The organism is Cryobacterium sp. Y11, from assembly GCF_002929535.1.
GTDB lineage: Bacteria > Actinomycetota > Actinomycetes > Actinomycetales > Microbacteriaceae > Cryobacterium.
Map to the genome: position 1 here is coordinate 283,981 of NZ_PJJO01000060.1, position 16,693 is coordinate 300,673.

Here is a 16,693-nt window from a genome sequence, read left to right on the forward strand (position 1 = left end):
AGCGTTGCGAGATTTACGGGGTGGCTGCGGTGCAGCCGGTAGCCATGGTCTGGGTGGTGCCGGATACCGGGTTGAGGCCGGATGTTTGCGGGGCCGTCCAGGTGATGGTCCAGTCCACGTTTCTGGTCTTCGTTGCGTCAGTGGGAACTTGATCGCCGGCGACGTATTGCCACTGGCGACCGTTCACGCCCGGCAGGTCGTACTCGGCGCCGTCGACGCGGGCCTCGGCCAAACCGGCGCTGGAAGTGTCGGCTGCAACCTCGAGCGTTTCGCCCACAATGCAGCCCTGGGTCGTGAGGTCACTCACGACGTAGCGCACCTGCCAGGCCCGCGACTCGTCAGCGGCGCCGACCCGCGACCAGTCGCTGCACAGGGAGGCGTCTGTGCTCGTGCAATACCTCACCCGGATGCCCGGGTCGGCTCCGAACACGGCCGACCCGCTACTTGCATCAAAGTTCTCAAACTGCGCCGCGAAGTCGCTGCCAGGGCCGGATCCGGTCACACGCGGCTGCTCGATCAGGTACTGACCATCTACGGCGTCGCCCACGGCGTAGCTGTACGCCTCGTCCCCCGGAGCGGCCGGCTTTACCCACGTCGTAATCCCGCCGGCGTCGGCGCTCGTTGCGCCGTATCCGTTGGAATAGCAGACCGTTACATAGTATTTCGTGTGCTTAGTCAAGCCATTGATCGTGGGATCGGTCGAGGTGATCGCGCCAGGTGACGTGAACCCAGCAGGCGTCAGCGTGCAGCTCGCGCCGGGCGTGGTGGCGGCGACGTAGAGAATATTTTCAGGCAACCGGCTGGAGTTCGCATCGAACGCCGTGCCAGCCACGGTCACCGACCGGTTCTGCGACGTCAGCGAGCCGGCCGCATCGATTGCGGGCGAGCCGGCTACGAGCACCGACCGGGTCGTGCTCTCTTCGGTCGGTCCGCTGCCGGCCGGCTGGTCGTCGCGGCTCAGCGGCGTCACCGTCACGGTCTGGGTGCCAACGGACAGGGCGAGGGTGAGCGTGGTCGTGCCGACTCCCGGCGTGCCCACACGAGTCTCCGTACCGTTCACGCTATACCGGTTGGTCGATCGGTCGGTGTTCTCGATGGTCACGGTCACGGCCCCGGTGCCGGGGCTCGTGATGCCCTCGGAGTAGGCCGGCGCAGCGGTGAGCTCGCCCATGCCCGGGGTATTGTATGACCAGGCGGTGACGCCCACCGCGCTGCGCGATTCGCCGACGGCGTTGACGGCTTTCGCCTCGTACCGGTCTTTCTGACCGTTCTGGGTGGTGGTGATCTTTCCGCAATTGCCCGACTTGTCGCAGCGCGCGACGGAGAGACCGTTGCGGTACAAGGTGAAGCCCGACAGGGCCGGGTAGGCCGCGTTCGCGCCGCCCGGACTGACCGACAACGTGATCGAACCGTTGCCGTAGCCGATCTGCTGCACGGCGTTGGGTGCTCGCGGGTAGCCCTGCAGATCGAGGGTGACCGAGCCGTTGCGGCTGCCGGCGCTGAGCTTGCCCTGGGCATCCCGCACCACAAAGCTCGCCTGGCAGACACCGCCGGCGGTGTCGCCAGACCAAGAGGCACGCACGCTTTTGGAATTCTCCACCGCGAACGACACCCCCGGGCAGTTGCTCGGCGCATTGACCGCCGCCAGCACGAGCGGGGTGTTGCGATACAGGTTGACCTCGCCGGCAGCGCCGACGACGGTAATCGAGCAGCTTGACCCGGAGGACTGCGAGCAGGTCATCGCGACCGCGCCGCCCTTGGGTAGTTCGCTCGGCGCCGGGCCCACCTTGAGCGCCAGCACGGCCGGCTCCGTGGCGCGGTGGCTCGCGAGGCTCACCGTCACGGCCGCTTCCCGCCCGGAAACGGCGTTGTCGGCGACCGTGATCATGAGAATCGCGCCATCCTGGGTCACCGTGAACTGGTCAGAGGCGACATCGATCGCAAACGTGAGGGCCGGAACGGCGCCCGTGCCCTGCCACTTCACCATGTGGCTCAGGTCGTAGCGCATCGGGTCGCTCCCCGGGCTGCCGGTGAGCGACGCCGGGCGCAGTTCCGGCTGCGGGTCGAGCGGCTCAATCACGATCGGAACCAGAAGCTGGGTGTACTCGTCCTGACCGTCGATGCGCACCGGTACCGTGCAGGAATCGGTCCAGGGTGCGTCAGACCCTGCCGTATATGTCACGGTAGTACCCGAGTCGAACGTGCAGCTGGCTGTGCTGCGTTCCCCCGATGAGCGGATGCCCTCGCGCGCCAATTGCAACGTCGATCCGGCAGGAATCGACACCAAACCCGCGAGGTCGAAGCTCACCCGGCCGTCTTCCAGCACGTTCTGGGTGACGTTTCCCGCGTTCAACGCGAGGATGATGGCATCCGCTGATGGAATGCGCAGAAACCCGTACGTGGTGACCGTGACGCCCTGAAAATTGGGCCCGGTCAAGGAAAATGGGGCGAGCAGGCCGTCGTCGGGTACCTCGCCGCTGATCTTCCACCCGGAAACCGCGAGTCCCGGGTGGCTGCCCCACAGGGTGAGGGTGAGACCAGCGACGCTGCCGGAGTTCCAGGAGACCCTGTCGGTGACGACGTCGACACCGCGCGCAAACGAGTCCCGTTCGTCGACGGCGACGGTCGTGTCGATCACGATCGGAAAGTCTGGAACCGACGCGCGCACGACCTTGACCACGATCAGGCCCTGGCCAACGTCGTCGTTGGCGTTGATGACCGAGTAAACGAAGGTGAGCAAGCCGGGCTCGGTTCCGGCCGTGAAGACCACCTGTTCGTCGGTGACGGATTCAATGCGCTGCTGCAGGGCGTCGTACTCGAGGGTTCCCGCGGCAGCATCCGGCGTGACTGCGGTCAGGGTGAGGCGGCCGCCGCCGGGTTCGATATCGTTGGCGGCAGGAACCACGACCACCTGGTTGTCTGCTCCGGCTTGCACCTCGACGTAGTCGCTAAAGGTGATTGGGCTGGGGTTGGACCGCGCATCAAGCACGCCGATGCGCACCAGGGCGATTCCAGTTGCGCCAGAGCTGTCGCGCACCCGGTATTCAAATTCGATAGCGCCACGGTAGTCGAGCGGGCTCGAATACACGATGGCGTCGCCGGTGGCATTAATTGACGCTGTTCCGCGCGCTGGCTGGGTCAGCACGCGGTCGAGCATCGCGGTATCGCCGTCTGGATCGATTCCAAAGCTGTCGAACGGAACCTCGATGCTCTCCCCCGACAGCACCCGGCCGTAGAGGGTGCGTGGTTGGGGCGCCGTGTTGTCACCGTCGGCGAGCACCGTGACCGATACCACCGCGGAGTCGATCAATTCGGGCGCGCCGGCGACGTACACGCTGTACGCAATCTCGTAACTGCCCGGCTCGCTCGGTGCGAGGTAGCGCAGCTCGGCGCCAGCGGCGAAGGCGAGGCCCCGCCCCTGACGGTTCTGCACCGATTCGGCGTTGAGTATCACGATGTTGCCGTCGGGCGCAACATCGTTGTCGAGCACCGGAATGTCGATCTGAGCGCCAACTCGCACGGTTACGCTGTCGTTCCCTGCGATCGGCACCTGGGGAACGGATGCCGCAAGCAGGTAGACGGTGGCCTCGCCGCGCACGGTGTACAGCGGGTTTTCGGTGCCGTCCGACACCGTGTAGCGCACGGTTCCGAGCTTGCCCGGCCGTTCGTCTGCGGTCGATCCGCGCACCCGCAGCACGTTCTGTCCGACCACGTCGACGCTGAGCGATGCCCCGAAAACGGTGTCGGGGATGGCTTCGCCGAGGAGCAACACCCGGCCGGCCGGGTTGGAGACGGCGCTGAAAACGTCGACGCTGGTGTCGGCCTGTGGTCGCACGAAGACCGTCACCGGGGAGGTCGTGAGGGCCTGGGCATCCGCGCTCAGCACCGAAATGCGCACCAGAGAGACCACCTCGCTGGCGTCGTCGGCGATGGTGAGGCTGACCGTGTAGTTGCCGGGCAGGGTGGCGACAAAGTCGACGGCGCTTTCGTTAGCTGTGATGCTAACCGTTGACCCTTCGGAGCCGGGCGGGGTGGTGGCCGACTCGATGCGGTACCGGCCGGCCGCGCCAGAGACATACTCGGCGGGGCTCACCGTGAGGCGTTCGTTCACCGAGGCGACCAGTGCGAACGGTTCAACGGCGAGGCGCGGGGTCGGAGTGACCGTGATCGTCAGCATCTTCTCGGTCGTTGCACCGTGAATATCGGAGACCCGCAGCAGAATCGCCACCGACGCGGCCTGGTCGGTGTTGTGCGGGTGTTTGTAGACCAGCACACCGGCCGGCGTGACACTGACGGCGCCACTGGCACTCGTGTTCAGAGCGGATGCGACGAAAATCGGGTCGCCGTCTGGGTCGACCCAGCCGGGCAGCACCGGCACCGTGACCGTGCCGCCCGGCTGCACCTCGGGGCTCGGCCACTCCTCGAGGCAGCCCTCGGCGCCGCACCAGACCGGAGCGGCGTTTGCGTCTGCCCCGTGCACGGTCAGGCTAATCGTGGTGGCGGGCGAATCGAGACCGTCGACGCGGGAGCCGTCGGTGATGGCGTAGCTGAAGGTGGCCGAGCCACGGGCGCCCGGCGCGACCTGCACGGCGAGCGACTGGTTCGAATCGGTGGTGCTGACCGTGCCGAAAGCTGGATCGAGCCCGGTGACCGAGGCGGGCAGCACGGTGAGGGCGTCGTCGTTGGCGTCGTAGTCGTTGAGCAGCACCGGCAGCAGCACGAGCTGGTTGACCCGCACGCCGAAGGCGTCGGCGACAGCCACGGGAGCCTTGGGCTCGACAACCTCTGAGGCGTCTTCGACATCATCCTGGCGTTGTGGTTCCTGGGCTTCGGCCAGGGTCCAGTCCTGGGAACTGGGCACGAGGGCGCCGCCGGGAACGGTCCACACCCATCCGCTCTGGGTGTCATTGAGGATCATCAACGACCCGTTGGAACGAAAAGCGGGGGAAGCTTCGCCGCCCGGCGTGCGGGCGCCGTAGCTCAGGGCCGATTCGCCCGCGCTCTCGCTGAACAGGGTTCCGCCGGTACCGGAGGCGGGGAGCCAGGCGGCGTAGCGCTCTCCTTTAAAAGGAATGGGCGCGGCGGGGGCGCCGAGCACCGCCACCGAGTCGCCGACCAGTTCGGTGCGGGCGCCGTCGGTCAGCGAAAAGGAGACCAGGCCGGTCTGATCGGCAATGAGCAGGTCATCGGCACCGCGCAGGTCGTCGGCACCGCGCAGGTCGTCGGGACCGCGCAGGTCGTCGGCACCGCCACTCGGGCGTTGCAGCACGGCGAGTTCGCTCATGTTGGTCGGCACCGGGTCGTTCTGGCCGGCCAGCCAGAGTTCGTCGCCGGCCACGCCGAGCAATGCCCAGCGCTCCCCGACGACGCTCAGCTGGGTGCCGGGCTCGGTCGGACCGTCGGTGACGGCGTCACTCCCGAGAATCTCGTCGTTCGCCATGGAATAACGCAGCACGCTCTCGCCCGCGCTGGAGTAGCTGTAGAGCACGCCGTCTGGGGTGATGGCGATGGCATCGGCGACATACTCGCGGGCCGTTTCGCCCGCGGCGACCTCATCATCGGCAGAAGGATTGACCGCACGCGGAGCCACGGCCCCGCCGACCGACCCGGCAAAGACCTCCCCCGTGCTGGTGAGATAGCCGACCCAGTCGCCCGAGGAGACGATCGTGCGAGTGCCGGCCGGGGTCGGGTCGTAGTCGGCGGTGTCGTCGCCGAGGTCGATCGGCGCCGCGAGGCTCACCGTGGCGACCTTTTCGTTGTTCTGGGCGTAGAGCAGCACGGTGGAATCGGTCTGCACCAGTCCGCTCGGCGCCGGCACGGTTTTCACCGTGTCGAGTTCGCCGAGGTCGGTGTTGATGCGGGCGTAGCGATTGCCCTCGCCGCTTTGCAGAGCCCAGATCGAACTCGTGTGTACCGGCGTGTCCTTCACGTCGAAGCCGTCGACGACGATGGCCACGGTGGCCAGCAGCGCGCCGATCGCGGCCACCGCGGCAATGCGAATGACGCTAAGTCGTGCCACCTGGATGACGGGGCGGCGCCGCCTGGCCCTGGTGCTCTTCCTCAGATCAGCCATTAGATCAGCCCGGCGAGCACCAGCACGCCGGCGGTTGCCGCGCCGCCAACGACGACCGCTGCGGCCAGAAGCAGCCACAACGCGCCGGGTCTACTCACGAATTGCCGGGCCCGTCCGTTGTCGGCCTGGGTGCGCTCACGGGTGTGCGCTATCGGTCGCCGGGCGGGCCGCCGGGTCGGCAGCACGACGTCGGAGATGACGGTGCCCCGCGCCTGATGATTGTTGAAATCAACCGGCACGCCAGCGGATGCCCACGCCGGCTCGGCCACGTCCAGCGCGGTTACCGGCAGACCCAGGTCGCGCTGCACGCGTTGTAGATCGTGGGCGCAGGCGAGCAGGCTCTCCTGGCGCGCGGCGGGGTCGCGACTCATCATGCGAGCGAGGGCGCTTTCGAGGGAGGCGGGAACATCCGCTCGCCCGATGCTGGTGTATTTCGCCCGGCTGATGCGCTGTTTTAGCTGCGCGCGCGAGAGCGGCGCGCCCTCGGCCGGTTCGAAGGGGGCACGGTCGGCCAGCAGCGAGTACAAGGTGGCGCCGAACGACCAGACCTCGGTGGCGACAGAACCGGTCGTGCGTTCGTCGATGACTTCGGGGGCGCTCCACGGCAACGACATGGCGAACAGTTCGCCCGTGCCGCCGCCGGCCAGGGAGGCTGCGATGCCGAAGTCACCAAGCACCGGGCCGCCGAATGTGGTGGTGAGAATGTTCGAGGGCTTGATATCGCGGTGCAGCACCTGGGAGCGGTGCGCGGTCTCGAGGGCGCAGGCGATTTTGATCGCGACGTTGAGCACGGTGGCCACCGGCAGCGTCTCCGCGCGCTCCCGCGAGGAATAGGAGCCGAGGCAGTATTCCATCACAAGGTAGGGGCGGCCATCGGCCGAGATGCTCGCGGTGTACACGGTGAGAATGGCTGGATGCGAGCTGAGCCGAGCCATGACATCCGCTTCGGCGTTGAACGAGCGCAGCACGTCGTCGTCGACGATGTCGTGCAGCAGTACCTTCACCGCCACGGAGCGGCGTGGCATATTTTGCTCGAACAGAAACACGTCGGCGAATCCGCCAGTGCCGAGCGGCCGCACATAGGTGTAACCCGACAAAACGGGCGGAGCAGAAGGAAGCCGCCTGCTCATTGCTCCCCCGACCTGCGTTGTTTCTGTGGTGCGTCCTTGTGCTGGTCTCGGTTTCAAGCCTAACGAAGGCGCCCGACCCCATCACCCACTGGGGGATATAGTACACCCCCATAATGGGGTGTCGAGGAGTCACGTGGAGTAGACGGTTGTGGCTAGCGCATCCACGTAGGGCAGCGTCTGCTCGAATTCGATCAAGTCGTAGCTTGCCGTGCGCAATCGTACGAGTGTTTCGTCGACTTCCCAGGCATATTCCACGGTCGCGATAATGCCCGGAACCGCGGGGTCGGGAACCACATGCCTCGTGCACCGCACACCGACCAATCCGCTGTCGGTCACAAAGGGCTCAACGAGGGGCGGGTCGATGGCGTCGGGGTCCGAGGCGCCCGCATAGTCCTCGATCGAAATTGTTCCCGCCGAGTGCCGTGACTCGACCCGCAGATCCACCAAAATCAGCGGGCCGTACCAGTCCGATAACCGAAGGTACGAACTGGACGCCTCGCGTTCCTCGACAGATTTGGCAAGCATGACAAAGATGTTCTCCACGATGCCGCGCTGTTCCTGAGAAACGCGGTTTCGTCGCGGCAAATTCTGGCCGACAACAATCTCTTCGATCAGCTCCCGCGCCCAGTCCTCGGGCCGTTCCCAACGGTCACCCTTATCGAAATACGGGATTCCGATCCAGTCAGTCGGATGCTCTACAAAGATACTCATGCCACTCCCCCAGTCGCGCTGGCTGCTGCTGCGGGCGCAAACCTGACGCTCAGCGCCATGGCATCAAACACCTGCTCGAGTGCGTCCAAGACTCGGTCAGCGTTCGCAGTCGGGATGCGAAGCATGCTCCCGGTCACGATGAGTAAGCGATCACCGGTCGGTGGCACGATCGCATAGCTGATGCGCCGCGATTCGGGGACTTTCAGTTGACCGTCGCCACCGACCACTGCGGGTGCTTCGCCGACCTGCCGCACGGCGAGTCGACCGCCGACCTCCACGGCTGTCGCGCCGCCGCGAGCAGCAAATGCGAGCAGCGCGTCTGCCGCCGAATTCTCGGATTCCGGAAGTTGGGGAGCCGACACGGCGATCGACAGCGCCAGCGGTGCGCCAGCGACGAGTTCGACCGGAAGGTACAGGTCGACTCCAGAAACCGATCGCGCGCCCTGAACGACCTCGCGCAGCTGGTTGCTCACGAATCGGCGCACCTGCGACCGAGACCCGATTGGGGAATTCTGCACCGCACGATTCACAATCGCACTGCTCGCGGCCGGTGCGCGTTCGTCCAGGGGAATCCTGGCCCAACCCGGCGGCAGCACGAGACGATGGTCAATCCGTTCAGACATTGCGCGACTTGCCTTTACTCACCCGACGCTTCTTCTTGCGCGGAATCCGCGCACCATGCCGAAACGCCACCACCGCAACAGCAGCATAAGCCACGACGTTGACCCACCACCACGAAAACGACCCGTCCAGGGGCTGATAAAAGGCCGCGCAGGTCGCCGACGCGAACGCGCCGATGATCGACAGGAGGGCGATGAACAGCGGCGATATCTGCAGCCGAACTTTGGCACCGGGAGCTGAAACGACCTGGTGCCGACTGGGACGCCAGCAAATCACCAGCAGTCCACCGAACGACAACGCGCAGAGCAGGCCAGCCCATGCTGGCACCGGATACGGCAATATTCCGGCGAGGCGATCGATGTTGGTCACACCGATACCGGGTTCTACCCTGCCGGGAATCTTGAGGATCAAGACCATGATCAGGTTGAAGGCAAACCCGAGCGGAACAAGCACAAGCATTGCGAAAGTGGTGATCATGAGGGCGAAAGCGCTGCGATAGGCGATCACGGCGTCACGAGCCTTCTCGCCGGTCGGCTTGGAAGTGTTCACCACTCCTCGTTCCGCTCGGTTCGCCGGTCGGGAAAGAATGGCGCAGTGGCTTCTTTTGTGGCAAACTCTCCGAGCGGTGAGCCTTCTTCATTGGCTGACCACGCGCCGCCAAAGGTCCACATACGACCAGGCTGCGACGCGGTGACGATCAGGTCGGAGACGCCGCCGCTCTGCAACTTCAGGCCAGACATCGCTTGCCACTCGGCGATCATGCGCGGCGTTGAACGCAATCCCACAACCGGGTTCGACACCAGCCACGGTGCGGCATCCGCCGCGACCTGGTTGATCTCGGCGCGTGCGACGGACCGCGTGTAGCCCGAGATGCCTTGGCCAGCCTTGCTCTTCATGATGGATTCTGCTGCGGCCTCCGAGGTTGCGCGATGAATAGCCGCGACCTGCTCGCCAACCAGTTTGCCGGCGACCTTGCCTAATCCGAACGGAAGCAGCGCAAAGGCGATTTCGATGACCCCCTCGGCAGCGGATTTGCGCCCCGTCATGGTCTGACCGACGGCATTCAAGACGCTGGCGGCCGTTACGGAGATGGCGACCGCTGCGACCACCCATCCCGCGATGGGGATGAAGAGGGCGACGACGACCAGTACGGCAGCCAACACGCCGTCGAACAAAATGATGGTGTCAATCAGTTGGGCATGTTCATCGAAGAACTGGTCGACGTTGTCCCAGAAGGTGTCGTTGAGGTCGCCGGAGTTTTCGACGTCAGAGATGGCCTCGGCGGCGACGTTCGCGGCAACGTCACGCTGGTCGATGGCAGTCTGCAGCAGCGCGATGGCGGCAACGAGCAGGCCGGCCGCGTCTGCGCAGTCATTCTCAGCGTTGTCCTGCTGTTTTTCGCAGTCGCGGCGGTCTTCCGCGCTGAGACTGGGATTAAAGAGCTGATTCTGATATTCAGCCCGAGCGGCATAGACCTCCGCTTGGGCCTGACCGGCCGTGTTCGCATTGCTCAGCGCCTGCACCGAGGTTGCCTGCGCTTCGCTGAGCGGAGTGACGTAACCAGTCAATGCCAGGCCGACGCCGGCGTAGCGTTCCTGGGCGCGCTCAATGCGTTCGGCGACGTCGTCGGCCTGCTCGGAGAGCGCCGATACGGCCTCGCTGACCATTCCCTCACAGCCCGAAAACCCGCGCAGGTTCGCCGCGGCACGCGTTATGGCCTCAGCGACGCTCGTGTACTCCACAGCCGCGGTCTGCACGGCACTCGGATCGCCCGGAATCGGGTCGCGGTAGACGCCGAGGGCCGACCAGTCGGTGGGGCGGCTCATCCGTTCGCCCCAGTGCTCGCGGGCTGGGCGGCCTCGGTGATGCACGCACCCAGCTCGGTATCGGTGTTCTCCAGGCCATCGGCCGCGGTGAGCAGATCTTCGCCCAGGGTCGCAAGTTGCTCGACTAATTCACTGCGACGGTGGTCCCAGTTGCTGGCGAAGGTGGTCCCGCGATCGGCGAGACCGGCGTGACCGACGGCATCCGCTAAATTCTGGCTCGTCGTCTTGGCCGAATCGAACTCGGTTCGAATCAGCGAGACGTCACTCGCCATATCTCGGAGCAGGGTTGTATCAACCAATAAATCAGACATCGTTCTCTTTCAACCCTGTGCTACCACGGATGCTTAGCCGCGGATTGCGTTACCGAGCTCGGTGTCCGCGTTGCCGAGGGCGTCGGCAGCAGCGGTGAGAAACTGGCTCATACCGTCGATGCCGTTCACCGCGAGGTTCGTGCCCTGCGTGAAGGAGTCATAGGCCGTCTGAAAGGCTCCCGAAGCGGAATCGGTCACGAAGCCGGAATCGACCAGGTTGTTCACGAGCGTCTGCAGCTCGGTCAGCTTGGTAATGAGATCTTCCTTGCCGGAGCTCAGACGACCGGCAGCATCCGTCATGTCGGAATAGGTCACGTTGAGATTAGTCATGGTGTCCCGTTAAATGTGAGCCCTAGCGGGCTGCATATGATTCCAACTTAGTAGCAATGCCCCAATTGGGGGTAATGGGGGTGAACTCTCGGTCTAGGCGCAGCGCCGGTTTGCTGGCGCCCTGGTCGAGGTCGCCGACACCCTGCCCGTTCCGCCAGTCGAGACCGCCGACACCCTGCCCGTTCCGCCAGTCGAGACCGCCGACACCCCGCCCGTTCCGCTGGTTGAGGCGCGATTGATCGAGACCGCCTGCCTCGATCTCGATCGCTCGCGAGCTCGCGCCTCGATCAACGAGCTCCGCTGGTCGAGGCGCGACGAAGGAGCGATCGACCTGCCCCTTGTCGTTGGTCGAGCTTGCCGAGACCGCCATCGACCCACGCGACCAGGTCTCGGAAATGTACCTGGCTGACCGAATATCTCTACGCACAAAAATTCAAATATAGGTGAGATTCGCTCGACTGTTTTGCCCAGGTTTGGTACAATAAAACCATGAGCCAGAGCGGCGACACCCCACGGCCGGGCCTCGCCGATCCCTTCTTCGACGGCATCCATGACGGGGAATTTCTGGAGTGGTCTTTCTCCGCTGAAGATCGAGCCTTCTTCGACGATTTCCGAGTACGGTGCAACTCCGACTGGCAGGCCGAAGCAGAAGCCGCGGCCGCCGCTCCAGCTTTTCCCTTCGCCGACGGCCCGACCATCCCGGCCGGCCTGAACCTGACCGAGGCGTTCACGGCGGTGCCACCAGAGCACGTGTTCGACGAGAACCTTCGTGAGGAATTCCTGTACGCCGAGTACCTCCGCGCCGAGGGCAGCACCGACGACAGCAGCCCGATCGACGACAGCCCGGTCGATGACAGCCCGGCGAACGGCAGTCCGGCCGACGGCAGTCCAGTCGACGGCGACCAGACGGAACCGTTGAGTCCGTTTCAACGGCAGCAGTCAAAGCTCGTCGACCGCGTCCTCTACCTCGAGAACGTCATCGGCTGGGCGCACGCCAGCATGGCCGAGGTCCTCACCGAGGCGTGGGATTACACCACCAACACCGCTGAAACCGGCCGCCCGCAGGCCGGTCCTGAGCACGAGCACGACTGGGACGCCACCTTCGCCGCCCAACAAGGACTGATCGCAGAGATGGCCTGCGCACTGCGCATCCCCTACGGCACCGCCTCCGGCCTGCTGCACGACAGCCGGGTACTGGTCGAGACCCGCCCCGACACCCTCAATGCGCTCCGCACCGGAAAGATCTCCCTGCGGCACGTGCGCCGGCTCCTCGACCAACTCGACTCCGTACCCCAACCCGCCCGCACCGAACTCGAAGCGGTACTACTGCCACACGCGCGCAAGCTCACCGCGGCCCAGTTCGACGGCAAGGCCCGCAAACTCCGCGAACACTTCCACCCCGACAGCATCACCACCCGGCGTGCCAAATGCCTCGCCGACCGCAGCGTCAAGTTCTTCTCCGACAAAGACGGCATGGCCACACTCTGGCTGCGAGCCGCCGGGGAAGACCTCACCGGCATCTACAACCGCGTAACCGAAACCGCTCTCAGCCTGCAGGGCCCGGGCGAACCACGCACCCTGGGCCAGCTGCGCGCGGACGTCGCCATCGACCTCCTCGCCCAAGGCGTCACCGAGACCGGCCTCGGCGCTGGCATCAGCGCCACCGTCAACATCACCGTCCCCGTCCTCACCCTGATGGGACGAGCTGCCGGCACGCGCGACGAGCCCGCCGAACTGGAAGGCTACGGACCCATCGCCCCGGAAGTCGCCCGCAAACTCGCCGGCACCGCCACAAGCTTCCTGCGCATCCTCACCCACCCACACACCGGCATCGTCCTCGACGTCAGCTCCACCCCCTTCCGGGTACCCGCCGCCTTGAAGAAATACCTGCAACTACGCGATGGAACCTGCCGGTTCCCCGGCTGCAACCGCGCCGCACAGCACAGCGACCTCGACCACACCCAAGACAAACAATTCGGCGGTGCCACCAACGCCACCAACCTGCACTTCCTCTCCCCCGCCCACCACAACCTGAAACACTTCAGCGACTGGAAAGTCACCGCCGACCCCGACGGCACCCTCCACTGGACCAGCCCCGCCGGCAAACACTACGCCACCGACCCCGCAACCCGAATCACCCCACCGCGTCAACACACCGCCACACCACCGGCGCCACCACCACCAACGGCGGATGCAACAGTGAACGACCCGTGGACATCCGTCTGGAACATCGACGACCCCAACCCCCAACCGTTCTAGGGTCCCCGGGCGACGTGATTAACCGCTCCAGAGCAACGCGGTGCTAGCCGTCCAATTCACGTCGCCAGAACATCAGTGCGGGCCAGTTCTGGCACGAGCTGATAGTCAATACCAAGGCCAGGAAAACGCCACGGTGCAAGTTGCAATTACTCCACGAGCGGAAGCTGCACCCGCACCACCTTGCCGCCGGACACCATCATGCCCCGTCCTGGCGGAAACTCGGCGCGGTTCAGCCGCGGCAGCGGGGTCTTCAGCAGAATGTCGCCCTCGATGGTGTCGGGCTGCAACAGCAAGCCGCGGCGAGTGTTCTTCATCTCCGCAAACCGCGGCCAGGACGAGTTCCACGACGCGGTCTCACCGTCGGCGACCAGAAAGTGGTCGCTGCGCTTGACCTGTTTGATGAGCTCGACCAGCACAGCATCGGCCGGGGTCTGCAGAAAGTTCGCGAGGTTTTCGATGACGATCGCGATGCGCGGGGTGGCCACGTCGGCGCTCACCGCCTCAGTCAGTTCCTTGGCCAGTTCGACGGCGCCAACGATAGTCGTCGCGCTGCCTACCCAGCCGGGCAGCCCGGCCAGGCCGGACCGCGCATTGCCGATGTAGTACCGCTTGACCGTGGGATCGAACCGCTCGAAAGCATGCATGAGCGCACGCAGTGCATTGCTGCGCCCACTGGCCGGCGGGCCCGACAACAGCAGCGTGCCGCGCGGCACGAAACCGACCGAGTCGAGCGTTTCATCGCTCAGGCCGAGCGCCGGCTGGGCCATGACCCGGTCGGGCAGCTCGGTGGCCGGATAGTCGCGGGACAGGCTGCCAATCGGCATAGCGGCCTGGATTCCCCGAGCTTGCAACGATTCGGCCAGCACGCGCACGGCGGCCGCCTGCTCTGCGGCCACGGCGGAACCGCCACAGACCGCGATCTGGGTTTCCAGGCCGTCAAAAATTGCCCGGCCGGGCGCCGACTTCGCATTCAGGATGTCGCCGGGCACGTCGAGCAGGGTGTAGCCGGTATCGTCGGCGAGCCGCAGCACCAGGCGGCGTTGCACGCTGGAGCGCACCGAACTCGGCACCGAGCCGGAGCGGTCGGCGGTGAACGCCACGTGAATGCCGAGCTGACGACCATCAGAGAGGACACTGCGGAACACGTCGTACCAGTTCGACCGGCCGCTCGCCACTTCCCACTCCTCGCGGAACGCGGCGAACCCGTCGATCAGCAGCAGGATGCGCGGCTCATTCGAGTGGTTCGCCAGCGTGCGGTATCCGGCGATGGTCGAGGCGTTGGCCTCGGCAAATCGGTTGCCCCGGGATTCGAGCTCGGCCTTGAGCAACCGGAATAGCCGAATGATGCGTTCGGTGTCGTCGCCGCCGATGACGCTACCCACGTGCGGCAGGGGCTCCAGCATGCGCAGGCTACCGGCGGCGAAATCGAGACCGTAGACCGCGACGGGCCCGCCGTCGCTCGTGCTGCCCGCCGCGATTGCGAGGGTGCGCAGCGCGACGCTCTTTCCGGATCCACCGGTGCCGTAGATGCCGATGTGCCCATCGACGTCGGGCAGAAAGCACACCGCGCGCTGCTGCTCGGTCGGCGCGTCGGCCAGACCGAGCGCGAGGGCGGCATCCGTTCGTTTCAGAATGGGCGCCAGGTCGCACAAAAACGGTAATTCGTCGAGCCAGGGCCGCTGCGGCGCCGGAATCTGCGCCGAACCGGCGGCACCGACCAGAGCGGCGACGAGCCGCTGCTGGTCGGTCGGGCCGAGCTCGCGCTCCTGCCCGGCGAGCGGGTCGCTCGGCGGCTCCCAGGCGCTTTCCCCGCCGAAGCGCAGCTCCGCGATGCCGATTTCAGCATTTTCAGGTTCGCGCGAGGTCCAGCCGCCGGCATAGCCGGATTGAAACTGCTGCAGCCGCCCCGGACCGGTCTTGGCGATGCCACGGCCGGGCAGGCCAGGGTCGAAATGTGCGGCATCCTTCACCCCGACGACGTCGTTGCTGTCGGATTCGTCAGCCATGCGCAGCGCGACACGCAGATTGGTGTTGGCCCGCAAGTTGTCTTTGATGACACCGGCTGGCCGCTGGGTGGCCATAATCAAATGGATCCCGAGCGAACGACCGCGCTGGGCGATGTCCACGACGCCGTCGACAAACTCCGGCACCTCGCTCACCAGCGCCGCAAACTCGTCGATAACGAGCACGAGGGCCGGGGGCTGTCCGGGTCGCCGCGCTTCTCCAGCTCGATCAGATCCTTCGCTTTCTTGGAATTGAGCAGGTGCTCCCGATAACGCAGTTCGGCGCGCAGGCTGGTGAGTGCCCGCCGCACCAGGTGCGGGCTCAGGTCGGTGACCAGGCCGACACAGTGCGGCAGCGAGACGCAGTCCGCAAAGGCCGACCCGCCCTTGTAGTCGACGAACAGAAAAGTCACCCGGTCCGGGCTGTACTCGGCGGCCATGCCCAGCACCCAAGCCTGCAAAAATTCGCTCTTGCCAGCGCCGGTGGTACCGCCGACCAGGGCGTGCGGGCCCTGCGTTCGCAGGTCAAGGTGCATGGCCTGCACGCCGGTTGAACCGACAATGGCCCGCAGGGTTCCGGCCCGTTTGGAATGCCGCACCGCACCAGGAGTGCGATCGTGCATGGAGGCGTTCTGCCGCCACCGGTCGATGACGGCCTCGTGTGCCTCCACCAGGTCGTGGCCGAGCAGGGTGACCATCGAGACCGAGCGCGGCAGGTCGCTCGAGTCGGCGATGAGGGCACCGGCATCAATGACCGGCGCCAGGCGGCGCGCGAAGTGCAGGGCGGTGGGCGAGTCGACCGACTCGACCGCGACATCCGTTATGGTCTCACCGAGCCGCACGAACGAGACCGTGCCGAGCCCGGTGTTCTCGTCGATGTCGACGGCGGTGCGGCAGACGGCGGGCAGGGCTGCCACGGTGCGAGCGATCCAGACTGGGTTGACGCCGGCGTCTGCACCGTTCTCGGCAAGCTGAACGAGCCTGGAGCGGTCAGCGGCCACATCGTCGGAGATGACCACGATGATCGCCGGAATGGGCGATTTTGTGCCCTCGCCGGTGTAGCTCGAGCCGACTTCTTCGCCGCGTTCGAGAGCTGCGCGCTCGTGTTCCATGGCGCCGCGTCGCGCCGCTCTCTTCGATTGCTGCCGCTGGGCAATGACCTCTTCCAGGGCAGCGAGAACGGATGCGGCCAGCGCCACGCTCGCGCCGGAGCCGACCCAGTCCTCACCGATCAGGGCGTCGGGCGGGAGCAGCAACCAGTCGGTGCCGCCGGGAGCGACGGTGCGCAGGGTGAGCGGCGGCGCCGGGGGTGAGCGGCGAGCGCGGATCAACGCGGGCGATGGTGCCGGCCACGTCGGAAATCGTCGCCGCGGCATCCGTTGTGACGACAATGTCGTCGTTTAGACCGTTGGACCGAGCCAACGTAAGT

The 16,693-nt window shown here is 65.8% G+C and carries 12 protein-coding genes; 1 reads left to right on the top strand and 11 read right to left on the bottom strand.

Annotated features, from left to right (window positions below):
* Positions 1–13: 13 nt before the first annotated feature.
* The 9 genes from CXY75_RS16190 to CXY75_RS16230 form a co-directional block, all read right to left on the bottom strand.
* Positions 14–6,073: an Ig-like domain-containing protein gene (locus CXY75_RS16190; RefSeq protein WP_146069508.1), complete on the bottom strand. Its 6,060-nt coding sequence runs from the start codon at positions 6,071–6,073 to the stop codon at positions 14–16.
* Positions 6,073–7,203, bottom strand: a complete 1,131-nt coding sequence (locus CXY75_RS16195) for a serine/threonine-protein kinase (protein ID WP_104083815.1) — start codon at positions 7,201–7,203, stop codon at positions 6,073–6,075. The genes CXY75_RS16190 and CXY75_RS16195 overlap by 1 nt, the downstream gene beginning before the upstream one ends.
* 129 nt (positions 7,204–7,332) lie before the next feature.
* Positions 7,333–7,914 carry a hypothetical protein gene (locus CXY75_RS16200; protein ID WP_104083816.1) on the bottom strand — a complete coding sequence of 194 codons (582 nt, stop codon included), beginning with the start codon at positions 7,912–7,914 and terminating at the stop codon, positions 7,333–7,335.
* Complete coding sequence (locus CXY75_RS16205) at positions 7,911–8,537, bottom strand: hypothetical protein (RefSeq protein WP_104083817.1); 627 nt, start codon at positions 8,535–8,537, stop codon at positions 7,911–7,913. Before CXY75_RS16205 ends, CXY75_RS16200 begins: the two co-directional genes overlap by 4 nt.
* Positions 8,530–9,084: a hypothetical protein gene (locus CXY75_RS16210; protein ID WP_146069509.1), complete on the bottom strand. Its 555-nt coding sequence runs from the start codon at positions 9,082–9,084 to the stop codon at positions 8,530–8,532. The genes CXY75_RS16205 and CXY75_RS16210 overlap by 8 nt, the downstream gene beginning before the upstream one ends.
* A complete protein-coding gene (locus tag CXY75_RS16215) occupies positions 9,081–10,361 on the bottom strand; it encodes a hypothetical protein (protein ID WP_104083819.1) in 1,281 nt (426 codons plus the stop codon). The genes CXY75_RS16210 and CXY75_RS16215 overlap by 4 nt, the downstream gene beginning before the upstream one ends.
* Entirely contained in the window at positions 10,358–10,672 is a 315-nt protein-coding gene (locus tag CXY75_RS16220) for a hypothetical protein (protein ID WP_104083820.1), read from the bottom strand. Before CXY75_RS16220 ends, CXY75_RS16215 begins: the two co-directional genes overlap by 4 nt.
* A gap of 33 nt (positions 10,673–10,705) precedes the next feature.
* Positions 10,706–11,002, bottom strand: a complete 297-nt coding sequence (locus tag CXY75_RS16225) for a WXG100 family type VII secretion target (protein WP_104083821.1) — start codon at positions 11,000–11,002, stop codon at positions 10,706–10,708.
* Positions 11,003–11,024: 22 nt separating this feature from the next.
* Complete coding sequence (locus CXY75_RS16230; protein WP_104083822.1) at positions 11,025–11,372, bottom strand: hypothetical protein; 348 nt, start codon at positions 11,370–11,372, stop codon at positions 11,025–11,027.
* 119 nt (positions 11,373–11,491) lie between these two features.
* Here CXY75_RS16230 and CXY75_RS16235 point away from each other — a divergent pair, with 119 nt between their 5' ends.
* Complete coding sequence (locus CXY75_RS16235) at positions 11,492–13,261, top strand: HNH endonuclease signature motif containing protein (RefSeq protein ID WP_104083823.1); 1,770 nt, start codon at positions 11,492–11,494, stop codon at positions 13,259–13,261.
* A 146-nt stretch (positions 13,262–13,407) separates the two neighbouring features.
* On the opposite strand, the gene CXY75_RS20600 is transcribed toward CXY75_RS16235, so the two are convergent.
* Positions 13,408–15,450, bottom strand: coding sequence for an FtsK/SpoIIIE domain-containing protein (locus CXY75_RS20600; protein WP_233201960.1), 2,043 nt, complete (start codon positions 15,448–15,450; stop codon positions 13,408–13,410).
* On the bottom strand, positions 15,417–16,595 hold the full coding sequence (locus CXY75_RS20605) for an FtsK/SpoIIIE domain-containing protein (protein ID WP_233201961.1): 1,179 nt from the start codon (positions 16,593–16,595) through the stop codon (positions 15,417–15,419). The genes CXY75_RS20600 and CXY75_RS20605 overlap by 34 nt, the downstream gene beginning before the upstream one ends.
* Positions 16,596–16,693: the final 98 nt, after the last annotated feature.